Here is an 18,560-nt window from a genome sequence, read left to right as displayed (position 1 = left end):
AACCAGCAGTACAAATTGCTACCCGAGTATTGTTGCAAAAATGTTTCACTGGACGCCATCTTGTTGCACTGGAAGCTTGCATTCCAACACAAAAACCATTGCTCAGATTGGTTTGTCGACTGAGCAATTACAAGGTGATTTTTCAGGGAACATGAAATGAAACAACTCTTTAAGCGCAGCCGTATTGCTGCGACCTGTCTTATGGCAATGGGGCTCGCGACCAGTTACGCCACACTGGCGGATGATAGCGCGTTCGTGGATGCACAGTCTGGTGCGGTGCAATTTACCTTAATTACCGGTGAGGTGGTCACAGCAGTCGTGCGTGCTGATGGCTCACTCGGCGGGATCCGTTTGCTCGGTGAACATGGGGCCGAGGTGATCACCAGTATTTTTCAAAATGCGAATGGCCAATATCTTATTACACCCAAAGCCCAACCTCTGGTGACATCCCAAGCCGTCGATTTAGAGCTCTTTAACATCACTAAATTACATGCAGCGGGCTATGACGATGCTTCCACCGATAAGCTGCCCGTGATTATCGAATACCAAGATGGCACGCTGGCGGGCTCTGCGGTACCGAATCCGATTGAAGGGGCGACATTAACCGATGAAATTGAGCTTATCGACAGCGCCGCCTTTGGTGTGAGTAAGTCGAAAGCGGCCAAGGTATGGGAAACCCTCAGCACGGATGCTTCGGTGAAATCTGTATGGTTAGATGCCGTGGTGCATGCCGATAAAGAGGTGCCAAATGGCGTGAATGCCTTGGCAAACTTAACCCCAACCGTGCCGTTAACCGGCGCCTATGGCAATTTAGCCAAGCACTTCAATGGTCAAGGTGTCACTGTTGCAGTACTTGATACTGGTTATGATCTTGATCATCACGATTTAGCGGAGCAAGTGCTTGTCAGCAAAGATTTTACCTATTCCAGTAATGGGATAGACGATCTCAATGGCCACGGCACTCATACTGCGGCCACCATTGCAGGCACAGGTGTCGAATCTAATGGTCGCTGGGCGGGCATGGCGCCAGGAGCTAAGTTGCTGGTGGGCAAGGTACTGACAAATGCGGGCTCAGGCTCTACTACTGGGATCTTGAGTGGTATGCAGTGGGCCGTGGCCCAAGGCGCCGATGTGGTCAGCATGTCTTTAGGTGGCAGTGGTACTAGCTGTACTGGGCCGCTTGTCGATATGGTCGAAGCCTTGAGTGACAAAGCCTTGTTTGTGGTGTCGGCGGGCAATAGTTTTACCCGCGAGACGGTGGGGATCCCAGGATGTGCCCCGAGTGCGTTAACTGTGGGAGCCGTTGACCGCGATAATCACACTGCATCTTTCTCATCCCGTGGACCCTCTCCTGATGGTCATTCTGCAAAACCCGATATCGCCTCCCAAGGTGTGGATGTCGTGTCGGCAGCTTCTGGGGGATTTGGCTCGACGGCCTATCGCGCTCTGTCGGGTACCTCCATGTCGGCGCCCCATGTGTCAGGCGGCGCGGCGATTGTGATGCAAGCCAGACCCGAATTGAGTCCGCGGCAAGTGAAAGAAGTGTTGACCTCTTCGGTATTACCGAACGATTCACACGTGCTTGAGCAGGGAGCTGGGCCTATGGATGTGAATCGCGCAATCGCTCAAAGCATTATCGCGCCGCCCAATATGGAGCTTGGCTCCTTTGCCTATGATCAGGATATTGGCGTTACAGAAAAAACCATTAGTTTGCGCAACTTATCCGACAAGGACATCAATCTTAAGCTGAAAATGAGCTTGATAGGTGAAGATGGTAAAACCCGTATGCCAGCCACACTAGCGGGATTAAGCCTTAACAGTATTACCGTCCCTGCTAAGGGGAGTGCTGAGATCCCAGTGTGGATAGACTCGAGTGTGGCACTGCGTAGTGGCGCCTATGGCACTATCACTGGGCGCATCGAAGGTACAACAACGGGTAAATCCGATGAACGGGTCACTGTACCTGTGTCGTTTTGGATTGAGCCGCCGCAGGTAAACTTGAGCTTAAGTGTGACCGATATGCGTGGTCATCCTGCCACCTCGCCATCAAAAGTGTATTTGATGAATGAGGAAGATGATTGGGGACAAGCCGTAAGCTTAACCAATGGCCAAGCGAGTGTGAAAGTACCTGAGGGTAACTATTCAATCGTCGCTAATGTTATGACCTATGACAATAATTTTACTTCAAATGGTTTAGTGGAATCGGCGACACAAATGGCGGTGCTTAATCGCAAGTTAAGCCAAGATACCCACCTTGAGTTTGATGCCCGTAATGCTGAAAAACTGCAGTTTAAAGCCAGCAAGCCGTTAGCGACGCAAGGTTTCTCCTTTGGATTTACCTACGCATTGGATGATAACAAGCTAGCAAAATTGGCGGCGATGGACTTTGCACCTGACTATGTGAAGGATATGTACACTTGGTCACAGGGGCACGATGACAGATTCCGCTCCTTCGTGACGACTCGTGCTATTGCCCCCGAAGCTGTGCTGACGATGCAAAATGGGGAAGTGCTGGAGTATAACAAGCAAGGTTTGGCAATGTCCTTCAATGGCCAAGGCAGTGCAGAAGTAGTATTTGTGGGCGATGGCGGTTACAGCACGGATTGGACTCAGTTCGATCTTAAGGGACGCATTGCACTCATAGGTAATCCCTATTATTTGACCTCCACCATGGTGAACAATGCCCTGAAAAATGGTGCGATAGGGGTGATTTTCTATCGTCCGGGTCTTAAGGGCCGTTACAAGGGAACGATTGGTGGCACGCCGCGCATTCCTGCTGTAGGGATCAGTTCAGAGCAAGGTGAAGCTCTATTGGCGCAGGTCGAAGCGGGCAACAATCTGGTGAGTTGGTCAGGGATTGCCGCAGAGCGTACACCCTATGCTTATTCCATTAACCATATCACCGACGGGCGTATCGATGGTGGGCAAGTGGTGCTGCAAGAGCACAAGATGCAGAAAATCAGTGCAGCCTATCATTCACAAAATGATGAGCGCCCTGTGTTTGTGGATGTGATGGGGATGACCAATAGTACGGGCGAGTTCTATTCCACGGGCAGCACCCAAATGGTGATGACACCGATTGTCCGTGACGAATACTACACGGCAACCAGTAAAAATATGTGGACCAACATCGTTATGCCCGGCTCTGCGATGACGGCCGAAGGCGCTTACTTCGATGGTCCACGTATGATGACCGAGGGTACAGTTGAGAGCACCTCTTGGCTTAAAGGACCCAAGGCGGGTAGTTTGCTCACTAATGGTGGCGCGATTGCCTATCGCGACACTAATACTATCGATTTAAGTATTGTGCGATTCGGTGATGCGGCAGGGCATGATGGCACAGGTGGCTACAATTCACAGTCTCTCTATGGACTGAAAGTGAATGGCCAGAACACTTATCTCGACAGTGGGCTGCTGACGCTTCCTGACTCGAATGCTCAAGTAGAGCTCGAAATTCGCTCCTATGCTCGTGGTGTCGGTAGCAGCTCGCCGATTAAAGATAACTTAGGCTCTTTCTACCAGGGGATTTACCACTTCAGCACGGACTCGAGTAAGCAAGGTGTTCAGGCGGTATTGGTACCTAAAATCGATATCCCAGTCGCGATTGATAACACTGTGGCTGCGGGTGAAGCGGTTACCGTCAAGCTTGCGGGTGTGATGGATGGCATGGGGCAAGTTGACTTGGCTGATGTCAGCTTAGAGTACGGTTATGGCCAAGAGTGTTCGTTGGCAGCAGTCTCTGTATCGATTTACTGCCCCGTAGCGAGTAAATTTGCAGAAAGTGCATGGAAAACGGCAGAAGTCAAAATGGTCGATGGTCAGTGGGTTGCGACCATTCCTAATGATACTGCCGCGGGTAATTTTGTGCATTTACGTGTACAAATGAACGATGGCAGTAGCACTGCGCAGCAGACTATGATGCGGGTTTATATGCTGAAGTAATATGCCAGAGTAGTTTGGATAACACCGCTATTGTTTAGGCAATAGCGGTTTTTTATTACTGAATGTTTAACACGGCTTAGAAAGGGAAGAGCACGGCGAGCAGCACTAAACTGGAACCCAGCAGTAACCCCTGTTGCAGCAGACGTTGGCCTTGAACAAGGCTGTTTTTACCTTGTTTTAAGCTGGTAATAAGTTGATTGTGTTTATAAATCCGGCAAGTCAGCTCATCGGTTTGGGGATCGATAAACAGCTTGAAACTGCATTGATGGCCATCATTGAGCTGAATTTTATGCACGCTGTTCGGGCCAAAGTTAAACTTGCGCGATACCATCTGCCCATTCACGAACACACGTTCAATTCCAAACCAATCACTGGCCTGTAGCTCAACCGAGTCCTGATTTAACTCGTACTTAAAACTGACCATATGCAATCCCTTCACTGACAGACGAGTGATTAATTCAAGCAGAGGCACATAGGCTTTTCCACTACAGAAAAGTGAATTTTACGTGGCATTTTGGTATCTGATTGGTATTAAGAGGAATTTATTTTTAGATGAATATGCAGGGGGAGGGAAGAGATAGGCGGACAACCGTCGTTGTCCGCCGAAAGCAGTGTTAAGCTTTTGCTGCTTGATAAATGGCACGGGCCATTTCGTCTGCAACCGCCGCAGTGGTGCGGTTTTCAGCGTCGGCTTTAGTGAAAATCTTCAGCAATGTATTGTAGATTTCTCTGACCTTAGCTTCTGATTTCGCTGCGTCATAGTCTTTTTCAAATGACACGTTGATGATACCGCCAGCGTTAATCACATAGTCTGGTGCATACAGAATGCCCATTTCTTTTAACTGCTCGCCATGGCGAACTTCGGCTAATTGGTTGTTGGCGCAACCGGCAACAATCTTAGCTTTAAGCTGTGGCAAGGTCACATCGTTTAAGGTGGCACCTAATGCACATGGCGCATAGACATCAACGTCTTGGGCATAGATATCCTGTGGGGCAACGACGATGGCGCCAAAGTCGGTAGCCACTTTATCGAGTGAAGCTTGGTGAATGTCGGTGACGATAAGTTCTGCACCTTCTTCATGCAGATGTTTACACAGGTAATAACCCACATGGCCCACACCTTGAACGGCAATCTTAAGGCCTTTTAAGCTGTCTAAACCGAGTTTGTGTTTAACGGCAGCTTTGATCCCTAAATAGGTGCCTAATGCGGTAAAGGGGGATGGATCGCCGCTCTTGCCTTCAAGACCCGCCATGTATGGGGTTTCTTGATGGGCGATCATGATATCCGCTGTAGTGGTACCCACGTCTTCTGCTGAATAGTAACGTCCACCCAGGCTATTGATAAAACGGCCAAATGCACGGAAGAGGGCTTCGCGATCAGGGCGCTTAGGATCGGCAATAATCACTGACTTACCACCACCCATGGTTAAACCTGCGAGGGCGTTTTTGTACGTCATACCGCGGGAGAGGCGTAATACGTCTGTCAGGGCTTCATCGTCGGATTGGTAGTTCCACATCCGGCAGCCACCCACAGCAGGACCTAAGTTGGTGTTATGGATGGCAACGATGGCTTTTAAGCCACTCTCTTTATCATGACAGAATACGACCTGTTCATGTTCATCAAAGGATACATGATTAAATACAGCCACGTGAAGTTCTCCGCTATACACAATAAAACGTCGATGGAATCACTTCCCATCGACAGCTCTTTATATTTATTGCAGAACCATAGCATTTAGCGATACTCTCAACCATGCATAATGACCGAATAAATAGATTATTTGTGGCAATCTAGCTTTCCACTTTACGTAAACGTAAGGTTTTTAGTGTGAAACCAGTTTTTACTGGGATAATCTCAGACATTAGAACGATTCGCGTGCTGTCCCAAGAATGAGAGCCGCGTAATAACAATAAGATAGGACGGAAGTATGACTGAACAAGCTGTCGACCAGGCTCAACCAACAATCTCTCCAGAAGAAATGGAGAAACTGCGCCAAGAGTGGGTCAGAACTCAATTCCAAAAAGCGAACCGTTTTTTAGCAGAAAAAGGGGTGATCCCAAGTAAAGTGTTAGCCGACGAAAGCCGTTATCTGGCGCCTTATTTAGCGATTTGGAAAATGGAATCTAAGCGTCCTTCGGCCAAAACCTATTGGGTGATGTCTGGCGATTTACCGTCGGATTTTGTCGATGTTAAAGTCGCGAAAACGGCGCGTGATGCGCTTCGTCATTTCTCTATGATGTGGCAGATGCAGGCCGAAAACCTGATCCGCTCAGGCGCAGTTCAACGTGATGCGACGCAGGCAAAATTTGCGCAGTTATTAGTATCACGTGCTGAGAGCTTGTATCGTATGCACAATGACGAAAAGCTTTGGAATACCAACGCTTAATCTTGTGTTAGCGCAAAAACTAAAGGCACTCAGTTGAGTGCCTTTATTGTTTTGGCTGACGCTAATCAGTCGACCTAACGCAATAGTGCGCTAAGGCTTAAGCTTCATCGTCACTTAAATAATACAAGCCTTGATTGATTAGCTTAAGCAGTAGTTCTTGCACTTCGGCATGCTCACACAGCGCCATGGCGCTGTCGCTATCAAAGCTGACACGATCGCTTAACTGGGTTAACACGGCTTCTGGCGTATTGGGCAGCTCATAAATTTCGCCATTGATGAATAAGCGAGATTGAGTGTCGTTTTCTAAACGCAGCACTTTTAAGCCACCGATACGATTAACGCCGGCGCCTTGCTCGAAGGCATCCTGCAGATCGTCGGCGTTATAGGCTTCTTCACCCTCACAGATATCCAGTTCAAAGCGGTTTTGACTCAACAGTTTACCCAGCACCACTTGGTAGCTTGTTGGATCTTGGGCGAGCTGACTTAGCAGCGACATGATCCCGAGCTGATGATCTTGACTGATCACGCCAGGATTTGCAGGCTCAGTCGCCGAGGTAAAACGCTGCTGACCTAAGTTATTGTCGAGCAAGTAATCGGCAACTTCACTGGCGAGCTCCTGTTGGCTCGGCGCACGGTAACCAATTGAATAGCTTAAGGCTAAGGTTAAGGTTTCACCGCAGTGTGGGTAGCCAGGCGGAATATATAGCACGTCGCCTTTTTCTAATACCACGTCGATGATTGGCTCGAAGTCTTCCACCAGTGGCGAGTTCGGGTTGCCGCCACGGCGTTGTTGCGGCGTATTAGCTCCCACAGTCCAGCGACGCTCGCCTTCACCTTGGATGATAAACACATCGTAGTTATCAACGTGTGGACCGACACCGCCACTCGGGGTCGCGAAGGACACCATCAAATCATCGAATCGCCAGTCGGGCAGAAAACGAAACGCTTCCACTAACGGCTGAGAGTCCGGATACCAGTGGTTTACGGCTTGCACCAGTAATTGCCAGTGGGTTTCACCGTAATTGTCGTAATCCTCGAACGGACCTTGGATCACTTCCCAGTTGTCTTTTTGAGTGACCACAATGCGCGAGGTGATTTCTTCTTCACAGGCAAGGCCTGCAAGCTCATCGGCGCTGATCGGATCTTCAAAGTCAGGGAAAGCACCCTTGATGACTACAGGTTTTTGTTGCCAGTGTTCCTTGAGGAATTGGGCGATATCGAGATTGAGTGTATACATAGTGTCAAAAAAGGCGACTACAACGAATGTAACCGCCTTAATCCTTATTTGTGGCTGATAAACAATATCAGCTCGCGAATGTTTGCTCTTGCTACTTTGTGAGCAAACCCCGCAGAGCTAAAAATATTAGTTAAGCTCGTCGACGAAGGCTTCAGCACGGCCAATGTAGTTGGCTGGCGTCATCTTCTTCAGCTCTGCTTTCACTTCTTCAGGCAGGGCTAAACCGTCGATGAATACCGCTAATTGCTGGGCATCAATACGCTTACCGCGAGTCAGTTCTTTTAACTTCTCGTATGGCTTTTCAATACCATAGCGACGCATAACGGTTTGTACTGGCTCGGCTAAGACTTCCCAGTTTTGGTCGAGTTCGGCACGTAAATGATCTTCGTTCACTTGTAACTTGCTGATGCCTTTTAAGGTGGCTTGGTAGGCGATCAGCGAGTGGGCAATACCTACACCTAAGTTACGCAGTACGGTTGAGTCAGTTAAGTCACGTTGCCATCTTGAAACCGGCAGCTTAGACGCTAAGTGTTGCATCAGTGCGTTAGCAATCCCGAGGTTACCCTCTGAGTTTTCAAAGTCGATTGGGTTGACTTTGTGTGGCATGGTTGATGAACCAATTTCACCGGCAACGGTACGTTGCTTGAAGTGACCAAGGGCAATATAACCCCAAACGTCACGGTCGAAGTCAATCAGGATAGTGTTGAAACGCGCGATGGCATCAAACAGTTCGGCGATGTAATCGTGTGGCTCGATTTGCGTGGTGTAAGCGTTCCAGTGCAGGCCTAAGCTGGTGACAAAACGCTCAGACAGTGCATGCCAGTTCACTTCTGGGTAAGCAGATAAGTGGGCGTTGTAGTTACCCACGGCGCCGTTAATTTTACCCATGACTTCAACAGCTGCGATCTGCTTGATTTGACGCTCTAAACGCACCGCAACGTTCGCCATTTCTTTACCTAAAGTCGAAGGTGAAGCGGGTTGACCGTGAGTGCGTGACATCAATGGCACTGAGCGGTATTCAACGGCCAGTTTTTTGATGGCGCTGAGCAGTTCATTGCAGTATGGCAGAACCACTTGCTCACGGGCTTCGGTCAACATTAAGCCGTGGCTTAGGTTGTTGATGTCTTCAGAGGTACAGGCGAAGTGAACAAATTCACCCACAGCGGCGAGTTCAGCGTTGTCTGCGATTTTTTCTTTGATGAAGTATTCAACCGCTTTTACGTCGTGGTTGGTGGTGCTTTCAATGGCTTTCACGCGTAGCGCATCTTGCTCGCTGAAATTGTCTTTAATTGCATCTAAAACCGCGATAGCAGATTCGCTCAGCGGCGGCACTTCAGTGATTTCTGGGCAATCGGCGAGTAATTTTAACCAGTTGATTTCAACTTGAACACGGTACTTAGTAAGACCGAACTCGCTGAAAATCCCTCGCAATGACGCTGTTTTACTACCGTAACGGCCGTCTACCGGAGAGATAGCAGTTAGTGCGGAAAGATCCATGTGAAGCTCCTTGATGAAAACTTATTTTATTATAGGGTAAGACTTTTCTTGGCTGTGTCTATGATGGCTTTACGGGCGAAGACTAAGTGTCGACGTTTACCGCCCAGTTGTCGCCATAACACGGCGCTGCGCATGGCTGCGAGCAGCAGGGCGCGAATTTTGTGTTGTACCAGTGGACGTTGCAGGCACAGTGGGTTGCCTGAGATCTGAATCTTAGGTCCAAGATTACTGATAATGTCGCTATAAATACTGGCCAGATTGGCAATGACTTGCTCGTCGGTGATCGCAAAATGATGTAGCTGACGATTCACTTGATTGATGCGCTCGGCGAGCATGGCTAACCCGCTGTTCGAGCGAGTTAATTTACGTTCAAGTGCCAAAATGCCGACCAGATAGCGGGTGATTTCCACATCCTTTTGACTGCTGTCACCCAGTTGGTTTAACACCAACTGATAACCTTTGTGCAGGGCTGCCTTGTCTTGATAGACATCGGCGACGCTTTCAGGGTTGGTCACTAAAATGGTGTTTAAACTGGCCGCCAGCTCATCAGTGTCACTCTCACCATGACGGGCTAAATGCTGAACTTGCGCAATGGCCTGCAGTATTCCTGCAAAGGCCATGGTGCGATTATGGAGCTGCTCGTTCACGGCTTATCCTCGGATCAGTTGATCGATAATCCCGCCACCTAGGCACACTTCGCCATCGTAGAATACCGCTGATTGGCCAGGCGTCACGGCGGCAACAGGCTCGTCAAACACCACCTTGAGGGTATTGTCATCAAGATAGGTGAGGGTGCAGGGGATATCCTGCTGGCGGTAACGGGTTTTCACCACAATCTGGCTGCCTTCGGCGGGGCCTTTGCGGTCGACCCAATGCAATTGATTGACGAACATGCCATTTGACATTAAACGTGGGTGATGCCCTCCTTGGCCAACCACTAAGACATTACGTTTTAAATCTTTATCCACCACGTACCAAGGATCGTCATTGCTGTTTTTCATGCCGCCAATACCCAGACCCTTACGTTGGCCTAAGGTGTGGTACATCAAGCCTTGGTGCTTACCAATCACTTCGCCTTCAGCGGTTTCGATATTGCCAGGTTGCGCCGGTAAGTAATTGCCTAAGAATTCAGTGAATTTACGTTCACCGATAAAGCAAATGCCGGTGCTGTCCTTCTTATCATGGGTAATTAAGCCCATTTTTTTAGCGATTTCACGCACTTCGTGCTTTTCGAGTTCACCGACGGGGAACAAGCTGCGCGCAACTTGTTCATGGCTTAAGGTATACAGGAAGTAGCTCTGATCCTTATTGTTATCGACTCCGCGCAGCATTTGCGTGGTGCCATCGGCATTATCACGACGGCGCACATAGTGGCCCATGGCGATGTAGTCGGCATCGAGGATATCGTCGGCAAAGTCTAAAAAGGCTTTAAATTTGATTTCTTTGTTGCACATGATGTCGGGGTTAGGGGTACGACCCGCCTTGTATTCGGCAAGGAAGTACTCAAACACATTGTCCCAATATTCGGCGGCAAAGTTGACTGTGTGCAGTTTGATCCCAAGCTTGTCGCAAACGGCTTGAGCATCCTTTAAATCTTCGGCGGCCGCGCAATACTCGTCGTTGTCATCTTCTTCCCAGTTCTTCATGAAAAGGCCTTCAACCTGATAGCCTTGCTGCATAAGCAAATAGGCTGAAACAGATGAATCAACACCGCCGGACATGCCGACAATGACTTTTTTTCCTGTATGAGTGGGTTCGATTGATGTCATAGATCCTAAAAACCATTGAGTATATGTATTGGTTAGCCGCGAGAATGACTCAGCTTAGTGGTCACTCTCACGTTAAAATCTGCGTCTTCGCTTAGACTGTGTTTGATGGCAGACAAGCGGGCGATTCATCGAGCGAGTGTTTGCTAAAACAGCGCTTAAATGCCGTGTTGAATCGCGAATTTACGCGGGGGCGTATTCTATCACGCCTTGTCGCTTGGGGCTATCTTTGACATCCCGTCAGACGCTGACTATTGAGTAATTCGAGGGAATAGGTTTGCCCCTGTTGCTGCTGATGGCGGTAATCCTTTAGACAATCGAGCACTAATGGGCTGCGAAGCTGTTGCGTTTTGGCCTCGATCTGCTCAAAGCTCAGCCAATGGGCGGCATCAATATCCGCATCCTGTGGTTGAGGGGGGAGCAGTGCATCGACTTGTACGAAAAAGGTAAAGCGCACAAAAGCGAGCGCGTCACTGGCACTAAACTGATAAATCCCCACTAAACCTTGGGGCTCAAGATTTAGCCCCGTTTCTTCAAGCACTTCACGTTTACAGGCCTGGGTCAGACTCTCGTTAGCCTCTAAATGACCGGCGGGTTGGTTAAAGCGCTGCTCGCCATCAATCCACTCTTCCACTAACAGATACTTATCTTCGGTAGGAGCGTGGATAATACAGGCCACAGTCACATTGGGTTTGTATCTGAGTTTTTCTGCCACGCTAATCACCTTTTTATCTGTTGGCTGGGCACAATGACATCCTGTTTATTGCATTCGCAGTGTTGTTAAATCATCCAGCCTTTTGAGTCACTTGGATGCATTTATGTTCACCCGTGGCTAAATCATCTAGACTCCATTGGCCTATTTTATAACGAATGAGTCTTAAGGTTGGAAAACCAATATGGGCCGTCATCCGCCGAACTTGGCGATTACGCCCTTCATGGATTTGAACTTCCAGCCAAGTGGTAGGGATGTTTTTTCGCTCACGGATCGGCGGATTACGCGGCCAAACATTCGGCGTCGCCATGATGCTGACCTTAGCGGGGAGTGTCATACCATCTTTTAATTCAACCCCTTGGCGCAATTTTGCTAAATCTGCTTCCGTGGGTTCTCCCTCGACTTGCACCCAATAGGTTTTAAAGGTTTTCTTTTTTGGCTCAGTGAGTTTGGCCTGAAATTGACCATCGTTGGTGAGAAGTAACAAGCCTTCACTGTCACGATCCAATCGCCCTGCGGCGTACACTTCCGGAATAGGGATGTAATCCTTTAAGGTTTTACGGCCTTGCTCATCGGTAAATTGGCATAGGACATCGAACGGCTTATTAAATAAGACGATCATCGGCTCGCCTTGGGGTTTTGTGCGTGCAGCCAAAGAACGCTGTTGCGGGCGAGACTTGGCGCCGCTGCGATCACCACTGTTTCGCTTGGCACTGTGTCTCTCAGAATTTGCCCCTTGCTGTAAACTTGGCTTGGCATTCTTGGCGAAGGTATGGGGTTTCTTGGCGCTATTGCGGTTATCCGCCGGATTGGCGCGCCCTGTAGCGGGGCGTTTGCCGCTGGCGCGTGGGCTGGATGCGGTTGCTGGCGTGCTGTTTTTGTTCATGCTGTGGCTAATAGTCGCTGTAAGCTGACGACCGAACTTAAAAGTTTGAGGACGTGTATCAATAATCTGTACACAGTGTACTTGGCATTCGCCGTTAGTGGAATTTGAATATTACTGCGAATGCTCTATGATGTCGGCCTGAAAATGTGATCTACGCCTAAATGTTTGTTAGGTATTAATGAGTCGATTTACCCACGTTGGCGAACGCAAAGAGGATGTTGCCGCGGGTTTTGAGGTAACAGAGGCGTTCACGATTGCCTCGATAGAGAATTCCGCCGTGCCAATGTTTGTTCGTCATGATATAAAATTATTATAAAAATATTAAATTTTACAATAATGTAGGATGTAACATGAAAGATAACTCACCAACAATTATTTATACCGAAACCGATGAAGCACCAGCTCTGGCAACGCTTTCTCTGTTACCTATCATCAAAACCTTTACCGATGCGGCGGGTGTTGCGGTTGAAACCCGTGATATTTCTTTATCGGGCCGTGTGATTGCTAATTTCCCTGAAAAACTGACTGACGCGCAAAAGATTGGCGATCACTTAGCTGAGCTGGGTGAATTAGCGAACCAACCTGAAGCTAACATCATCAAACTGCCAAACATCAGTGCCTCAATTCCGCAGTTAAAAGCTTGTATTTTAGAGCTGCAACAGAAAGGTTACAACATTCCCAATTATCCTGACGAGCCAAAGACTGACGAAGAAAAGTCTATCAAAGCCCGTTACGACAAGATCAAAGGCAGTGCGGTAAACCCAGTACTGCGTGAAGGTAACTCTGATCGCCGCGCGCCGCTGTCAGTGAAAAACTTCGCTAAGAAAAACCCACACTCAATGGGTAAGTGGACCAAAGAGTCTCAATCACACGTTGCTCACATGAGTGGAGGTGACTTCTACGGTAGCGAGCAGTCAGTGACGCTGGCTAACGCAGACACAGTTAACATCGTACTGTCGCAAAAAGACGGTCAAGAAGTGGTATTGAAATCTGGCCTGAAACTGCTAGCTGGTGAGATCATCGACGCGTCAGTGATGAGCAAAAAAGCCCTAGTTAGCTTCTTTGAGCGTGAAATCGCCAATGCCAAGGCCGAAAACGTGTTGTTATCACTGCACCTTAAAGCCACCATGATGAAAGTGTCCGATCCCATTATGTTCGGTCACGCAGTCAAAGTATTCTTCAAACCTGTGTTTGATAAACATGCGTCATTATTTGCTGAGTTAGGCGTTGATGTGAACAACGGCTTTGGCGATGTATATGCCAAAATCGCTAGTTTACCTGCCGATGTCCGTGCACAAATTGAAGCGGATATCGCCGCCGTTTATGCTGAGCGCCCAGCGCTGGCGATGGTGGATTCTGACAAAGGCATCACCAACTTACACGTGCCAAGCGACATCATTATCGATGCTTCTATGCCTGCGGCCATTCGTTCATCAGGCCAAATGTGGGGTCCTGATGGCAAGTTGCACGATACTAAAGCGCTGATCCCAGACCGTTGCTACGCGGGTGTGTATCAAGAAACTATCGCTTTCTGTAAAGAACACGGTGCCTTCGATCCTAGCACTATGGGCAGCGTGCCAAACGTTGGTCTGATGGCGCAAAAAGCCGAAGAATACGGTAGCCACGATAAAACCTTCGAAATCCCAGCGGATGGCGTGGTTAACGTGATTGATGCCAGTGGCAAAGTGTTAATGAGCCACAACGTCGAAGCGGGCGATATTTGGAGAATGTGCCAAGTTAAAGACGCTCCAATTCGCGACTGGGTGAAATTAGCCGTACGCCGTGCACGCTTAAGCAATACTCCTGCGGTATTCTGGTTAGATGCGAATCGCGCCCACGATGCGCAGCTGATCGCTAAAGTGAAGCAATATCTACCTGAGCATGATACTGACGGTTTAGACATCAGCATCATGTCACCAGAAGAAGCGACTCGTTTCTCATTAGTGCGCATTAAAGAAGGTAAAGATACTATTTCTGTTACCGGTAACGTACTGCGTGACTACCTGACTGACTTGTTCCCAATCCTCGAATTGGGTACCAGTGCTAAGATGCTGTCTATCGTGCCATTAATGAATGGCGGTGGCCTGTTCGAAACGGGTGCGGGCGGTAGTGCGCCTAAACACGTACAACAGGTTGAGAAAGAAGGTCACTTACGTTGGGACTCATTAGGTGAATTCCTAGCTTTAGCGGCTTCTTTAGAGCATTTAAGCCAAACTGTGGGTAATCCTAAGGCACAAGTACTGGCGGATACCTTAGATCAAGCCATCGGTCAGTTCTTAGATAGCAACAAGTCGCCATCAAGACGCGTTGGTGAGCTGGATAACCGTGGTAGCCATTTCTATCTGGCGATGTACTGGGCACAAGCGTTAGCTGCTCAAACCAAAGACGAGCAGTTACAAGCTCACTTTATTCCATTAGCGCACGCGTTAAGCGCAAATGAGCAAGTGATTGTTGCTGAGCTAAACAATGCGCAAGGTGCGCCTGTGGATTTAGGCGGTTACTATCGTTTAGACGCGGCAAAAGCTGAAAAAGCCATGCGCCCAAGCGAGACACTGAACAAGCTATTAATTGCTTAACGATTTATCGTTAACCTAGCATTAATACTGAAAAGGCCTGCATTGCAGGCCTTTTTTATCACATTCAATCTTCAAGAAAGCTATTAATCGCCCAATAAAAAGGCAGGGATATAATCCCTGCCTTTTAGATCATTGGCCTCACCAAACGTTATTTTGTTGGTGAAATGGCTGAAGCGTGCATTCCTTTTGGACCCTGTTCTACTTCGAATTGAACTGGTTGGCCTGCTTTTAGAGTTCTATAGCCTTCCATTTCAATGGTAGAATAGTGTGCAAAAACGTCCTCGCCACCTTGATCAGGGCAAATAAACCCGAATCCTTTGGCGTTGTTGAACCATTTAACAGTTCCGCTTGCCATACTTCCACTTCCTTCTGTTGTCTACTTACCAGTAAGATAGTAAAACCTGTATAGACGGGATTGTTTCACCGTCTGAGCTACAGAATGTAAGGAGTAAAAGCGGAAGTCAAGCTAAAATTAACAAAGAGGTAACAACTAATTAATTTGAAGATAGCAATTGGAAGAGGCCAACACGAGAGGCTAGTATTAAAAAATGGGTAAGACAGGAAACATAGAACACGTTGAAGAGCGTGTGGAATCTGAGTTAATGCCACCTTCGATGTATAAGGTGATCCTCAATAATGACGATTACACTCCAATGGATTTTGTGATCGAAGTGCTGCAAATCTTCTTTCGCAAGAATGAGCAGGAAGCCACAGATATCATGTTGACTATTCATCACCAGGGAAAGGGTATCTGCGGGATTTTCCCCTACGGCATTGCAGAAACTAAGGTGATACAAGTAAATCAATTTGCAAGACAAAACCAACATCCGTTACTGTGTTCGTTAGAGAAGGCTTAACCGCGCTTACTCTGTTGTCAGTTGTTAATTTTGGGGGTGCTTATGCTGAACAAAGATCTGGAAGTCACCTTAAATCTGGCGTTTCAGCAAGCCAGAGAGGCACGTCACGAGTATATGACAGTTGAACATCTGTTATTGGCTCTGATCGACAACCCTGCGGCTCAAGAAGCGCTAATCGCCTGTGGAGCGAATTTAGATAAACTCAGAGATGAAGTAGCAAGCTTTATCCAACAAACCACCCCAATCATTGCAGATATGGATGATGATAAAGAGACCCAGCCAACGCTTGGGTTTCAGCGGGTGCTGCAACGCGCCGTTTTCCATGTGCAGTCTTCGGGCCGCAATGAAGTCACTGGTGCCAATGTGCTGGTGGCCATTTTTAGTGAGCAGGAATCCCAAGCTGTGTATCTGCTGCGTCGCAGTGATATCAGCCGTTTAGATGTGGTGAACTATATTTCCCATGGCTTTTCAAAAAATGAGGACAGCGACGCCCATCAAGATCACGAACGCATCGAAGATCAAACCGAAGCGGGTGAAGAGCGCAGCATGTTGTCGCAGTTTGCGAGCAATTTAAACCAGCTTGCAAAACAAGGGATTATCGACCCACTCATCGGCCGCGATCAAGAAATTGAACGGGCAATTCAGACCCTATGCCGTCGCCGTAAAAATAATCCGCTATTGGTGGGTGAGGCCGGTGTGGGTAAAACCGCGATTGCTGAAGGCTTAGCCTATCGAATCGTTAATAATCAAGTGCCAGAGGTGATGTCACAGGCGACGGTTTATTCCCTCGACTTAGGCTCCTTGCTTGCTGGCACTAAATACCGTGGCGATTTTGAAAAACGTTTCAAGAGTCTGCTTAAGGAGCTTAGCGCCGATAAGCACGCCATTTTATTTATCGATGAAATTCACACCATCATTGGTGCGGGCGCCGCATCGGGTGGGGTGATGGATGCGTCGAACCTGCTTAAGCCGTTATTATCGAGCGGTAATTTGCGTTGCATGGGCTCGACCACCTTCCAAGAATATCAAAGCATTTTTGAGAAGGACCGCGCATTGGCGCGTCGTTTCCAAAAGGTCGATATCAATGAGCCTTCAGTAGCCGAAACCACGAAGATTCTGATGGGGCTCAAGGCCAAGTACGAAGAGTACCATGGCGTGCGTTATACCCAAGCGGCGATTAACAGCGCGGCTGAGCTGTCGGCAAAACACATTAATGACCGGCATTTACCCGATAAAGCCATCGATGTGATCGATGAGGCGGGGGCGCGCATGGCCATGTTGCCACAGAGCAAGCGGAAGAAAACCATCGGTCAGGCCGAGATTGAAACCATAGTGGCGAAGATTGCCCGTATTCCAGAAAAGTCTGTCTCTGCCACCGACAAAGATTTACTGCGTAATCTTGAGCGCAATCTCAAGATGGTGGTCTTTGGTCAAGATAAGGCGATTGAGTCATTAAGCTCGGCGATTCGCTTATCACGTAGTGGATTAGGTACCGATAAAAAGCCTGTGGGCAGCTTCTTATTTGCAGGCCCAACAGGGGTTGGTAAGACAGAAGTCACCAATCAGTTAGCCAGTTGCCTTGGCATGAAACTGGTGCGTTTCGATATGTCTGAGTACATGGAAAGCCATACAGTTTCTCGCTTAATTGGTGCGCCTCCAGGTTATGTGGGCTACGATCAAGGTGGTTTATTGACCGATGCTGTGATTAAGAATCCCCATTGCGTGGTGCTGCTCGATGAAATTGAGAAGGCTCACCCCGATGTGTATAACCTGTTGCTGCAAGTCATGGATCACGGCACCTTGACCGATAACAACGGTCGCAAGGCGGACTTTAGGCATGTCACCTTAGTGATGACGACAAACGCTGGGGTTCAGGAAACGATCCGTAAGTCCATTGGCTTTACTCAGCAGGATCATACCCAAGATGCCCTGTCGGAAATCAATCGGGTCTTTTCGCCTGAGTTCCGTAACCGCTTAGATTCCATCATTTGGTTCAACCATCTAGACATGACCATCATTGCCAAAGTGGTGGATAAATTCTTGGTGGAATTGCAGGCGCAATTGGATGCGAAGCATGTGGTGCTTGAAGTCAGTGATGAAGCCAGAACCCTACTCGCCGAGAAAGGCTATGATAAGAGCATGGGCGCGCGGCCAATGGCCCGAGTGGTGACAGAGCTAATCAAACGTCCGTTGGCGGATGAAATCCTCTTCGGTGAGCTTGAGCATGGCGGTATCGCCCATGTCGATGCGAAGGAAGGGGAAATCGTTATCCACACCGAACGGCATGAGAAGAGTACTAGCAAAGCGTAAATGCTTTGAAAACCAATAAAAATGGCTGCAATTGCAGCCATTTTTCTGATCTTTCGCCAACAAAAAAACCCGGCCTCGCCGGGTTTTTCAACTAAGGGGTACTATTAGCGTGCGCGGAAGACAATACGACCTTTGGTCAGATCATAAGGAGTCAACTGAACGGTAACTTTGTCACCAGTCAGGATGCGGATGTAGTTTTTGCGCATTTTGCCAGAAATGTGGGCTATCACCACATGACCATTTTCAAGCTCTACGCGGAACATTGTGTTTGGCAAGGTTTCAAGGATAGTGCCTTGCATTTCAATGTTGTCTTCTTTCGCCATTAATTAGTTATCCCATTAGCCTTCGAATATAAAAAACGGGCGTATCATGCCGCAAATTCACCTTGCT

The 18,560-nt window shown here is 48.3% G+C and carries 15 protein-coding genes; 5 read left to right on the top strand and 10 right to left on the bottom strand.

The window, feature by feature from the left end:
• Window positions 1–156 precede the first annotated feature (156 nt).
• The gene (locus K0H59_RS12305; RefSeq protein WP_220053291.1) at window positions 157–3,942 is read left to right on the top strand and encodes a S8 family serine peptidase; all 3,786 of its coding nucleotides are present in this window, start codon (window positions 157–159) and stop codon (window positions 3,940–3,942) included.
• 76 nt (window positions 3,943–4,018) lie between these two features.
• Here K0H59_RS12305 and K0H59_RS12300 read toward each other — a convergent pair whose 3' ends face one another.
• Both K0H59_RS12300 and K0H59_RS12295 read right to left on the bottom strand, forming a co-directional pair.
• A complete protein-coding gene (locus tag K0H59_RS12300; protein ID WP_220055600.1) occupies window positions 4,019–4,366 on the bottom strand; it encodes a hypothetical protein in 348 nt (115 codons plus the stop codon).
• Window positions 4,367–4,556: 190 nt separating this feature from the next.
• Window positions 4,557–5,591: a Glu/Leu/Phe/Val dehydrogenase dimerization domain-containing protein gene (locus K0H59_RS12295; RefSeq protein WP_011716761.1), complete on the bottom strand. Its 1,035-nt coding sequence runs from the start codon at window positions 5,589–5,591 to the stop codon at window positions 4,557–4,559.
• A gap of 279 nt (window positions 5,592–5,870) precedes the next feature.
• Between K0H59_RS12295 and K0H59_RS12290 the strand changes: the two genes are divergently transcribed.
• The gene (locus tag K0H59_RS12290) at window positions 5,871–6,329 is read left to right on the top strand and encodes a DUF4826 family protein (protein ID WP_220053290.1); all 459 of its coding nucleotides are present in this window, start codon (window positions 5,871–5,873) and stop codon (window positions 6,327–6,329) included.
• Window positions 6,330–6,426: 97 nt separating this feature from the next.
• Here K0H59_RS12290 and K0H59_RS12285 read toward each other — a convergent pair whose 3' ends face one another.
• The 6 genes from K0H59_RS12285 to K0H59_RS12260 form a co-directional block, all read right to left on the bottom strand.
• Complete coding sequence (locus K0H59_RS12285; RefSeq protein WP_220053289.1) at window positions 6,427–7,566, bottom strand: cupin domain-containing protein; 1,140 nt, start codon at window positions 7,564–7,566, stop codon at window positions 6,427–6,429.
• 126 nt (window positions 7,567–7,692) lie between these two features.
• Window positions 7,693–9,063 (bottom strand): adenylosuccinate lyase, encoded by a 1,371-nt coding sequence (purB, locus tag K0H59_RS12280; RefSeq protein WP_011716764.1) that lies wholly within the window; start codon window positions 9,061–9,063, stop codon window positions 7,693–7,695.
• A 29-nt stretch (window positions 9,064–9,092) separates the two neighbouring features.
• The gene (gene hflD, locus K0H59_RS12275) at window positions 9,093–9,710 is read right to left on the bottom strand and encodes a high frequency lysogenization protein HflD (protein ID WP_220053288.1); all 618 of its coding nucleotides are present in this window, start codon (window positions 9,708–9,710) and stop codon (window positions 9,093–9,095) included.
• A 3-nt stretch (window positions 9,711–9,713) separates the two neighbouring features.
• On the bottom strand, window positions 9,714–10,832 hold the full coding sequence (gene mnmA / locus K0H59_RS12270; protein ID WP_055648406.1) for a tRNA 2-thiouridine(34) synthase MnmA: 1,119 nt from the start codon (window positions 10,830–10,832) through the stop codon (window positions 9,714–9,716).
• A gap of 220 nt (window positions 10,833–11,052) precedes the next feature.
• Window positions 11,053–11,544 (bottom strand): NUDIX hydrolase, encoded by a 492-nt coding sequence (locus tag K0H59_RS12265; RefSeq protein ID WP_220053287.1) that lies wholly within the window; start codon window positions 11,542–11,544, stop codon window positions 11,053–11,055.
• A gap of 70 nt (window positions 11,545–11,614) precedes the next feature.
• Window positions 11,615–12,427 carry an rRNA large subunit pseudouridine synthase E gene (locus K0H59_RS12260; protein ID WP_220053286.1) on the bottom strand — a complete coding sequence of 271 codons (813 nt, stop codon included), beginning with the start codon at window positions 12,425–12,427 and terminating at the stop codon, window positions 11,615–11,617.
• 350 nt (window positions 12,428–12,777) lie between these two features.
• Here K0H59_RS12260 and K0H59_RS12255 point away from each other — a divergent pair, with 350 nt between their 5' ends.
• Window positions 12,778–15,003: an NADP-dependent isocitrate dehydrogenase gene (locus K0H59_RS12255; RefSeq protein WP_220053285.1), complete on the top strand. Its 2,226-nt coding sequence runs from the start codon at window positions 12,778–12,780 to the stop codon at window positions 15,001–15,003.
• A 148-nt stretch (window positions 15,004–15,151) separates the two neighbouring features.
• Here K0H59_RS12255 and cspD read toward each other — a convergent pair whose 3' ends face one another.
• The gene (gene cspD, locus K0H59_RS12250; RefSeq protein ID WP_011072576.1) at window positions 15,152–15,358 is read right to left on the bottom strand and encodes a cold shock domain-containing protein CspD; all 207 of its coding nucleotides are present in this window, start codon (window positions 15,356–15,358) and stop codon (window positions 15,152–15,154) included.
• A 193-nt stretch (window positions 15,359–15,551) separates the two neighbouring features.
• On the opposite strand from cspD, the gene clpS reads away from it, so the two are divergent.
• Both clpS and clpA read left to right on the top strand, forming a co-directional pair.
• Window positions 15,552–15,860 (top strand): ATP-dependent Clp protease adapter ClpS, encoded by a 309-nt coding sequence (gene clpS, locus K0H59_RS12245; protein ID WP_011622425.1) that lies wholly within the window; start codon window positions 15,552–15,554, stop codon window positions 15,858–15,860.
• A 42-nt stretch (window positions 15,861–15,902) separates the two neighbouring features.
• Window positions 15,903–18,170 (top strand): ATP-dependent Clp protease ATP-binding subunit ClpA, encoded by a 2,268-nt coding sequence (gene clpA, locus K0H59_RS12240; RefSeq protein WP_220053284.1) that lies wholly within the window; start codon window positions 15,903–15,905, stop codon window positions 18,168–18,170.
• Window positions 18,171–18,274: 104 nt separating this feature from the next.
• On the opposite strand, the gene infA is transcribed toward clpA, so the two are convergent.
• A complete protein-coding gene (gene infA, locus K0H59_RS12235; protein WP_006081934.1) occupies window positions 18,275–18,493 on the bottom strand; it encodes a translation initiation factor IF-1 in 219 nt (72 codons plus the stop codon).
• Between the last annotated feature and the right edge of the window lie 67 nt (window positions 18,494–18,560).

It is taken from the genome of Shewanella sp. FJAT-51649 (assembly GCF_019457435.1).
GTDB lineage: Bacteria > Pseudomonadota > Gammaproteobacteria > Enterobacterales > Shewanellaceae > Shewanella > Shewanella mangrovisoli.
The sequence above is the reverse complement of the archived record's forward strand: the minus strand, read 5'-3'. Positions and strand labels throughout refer to the sequence as shown.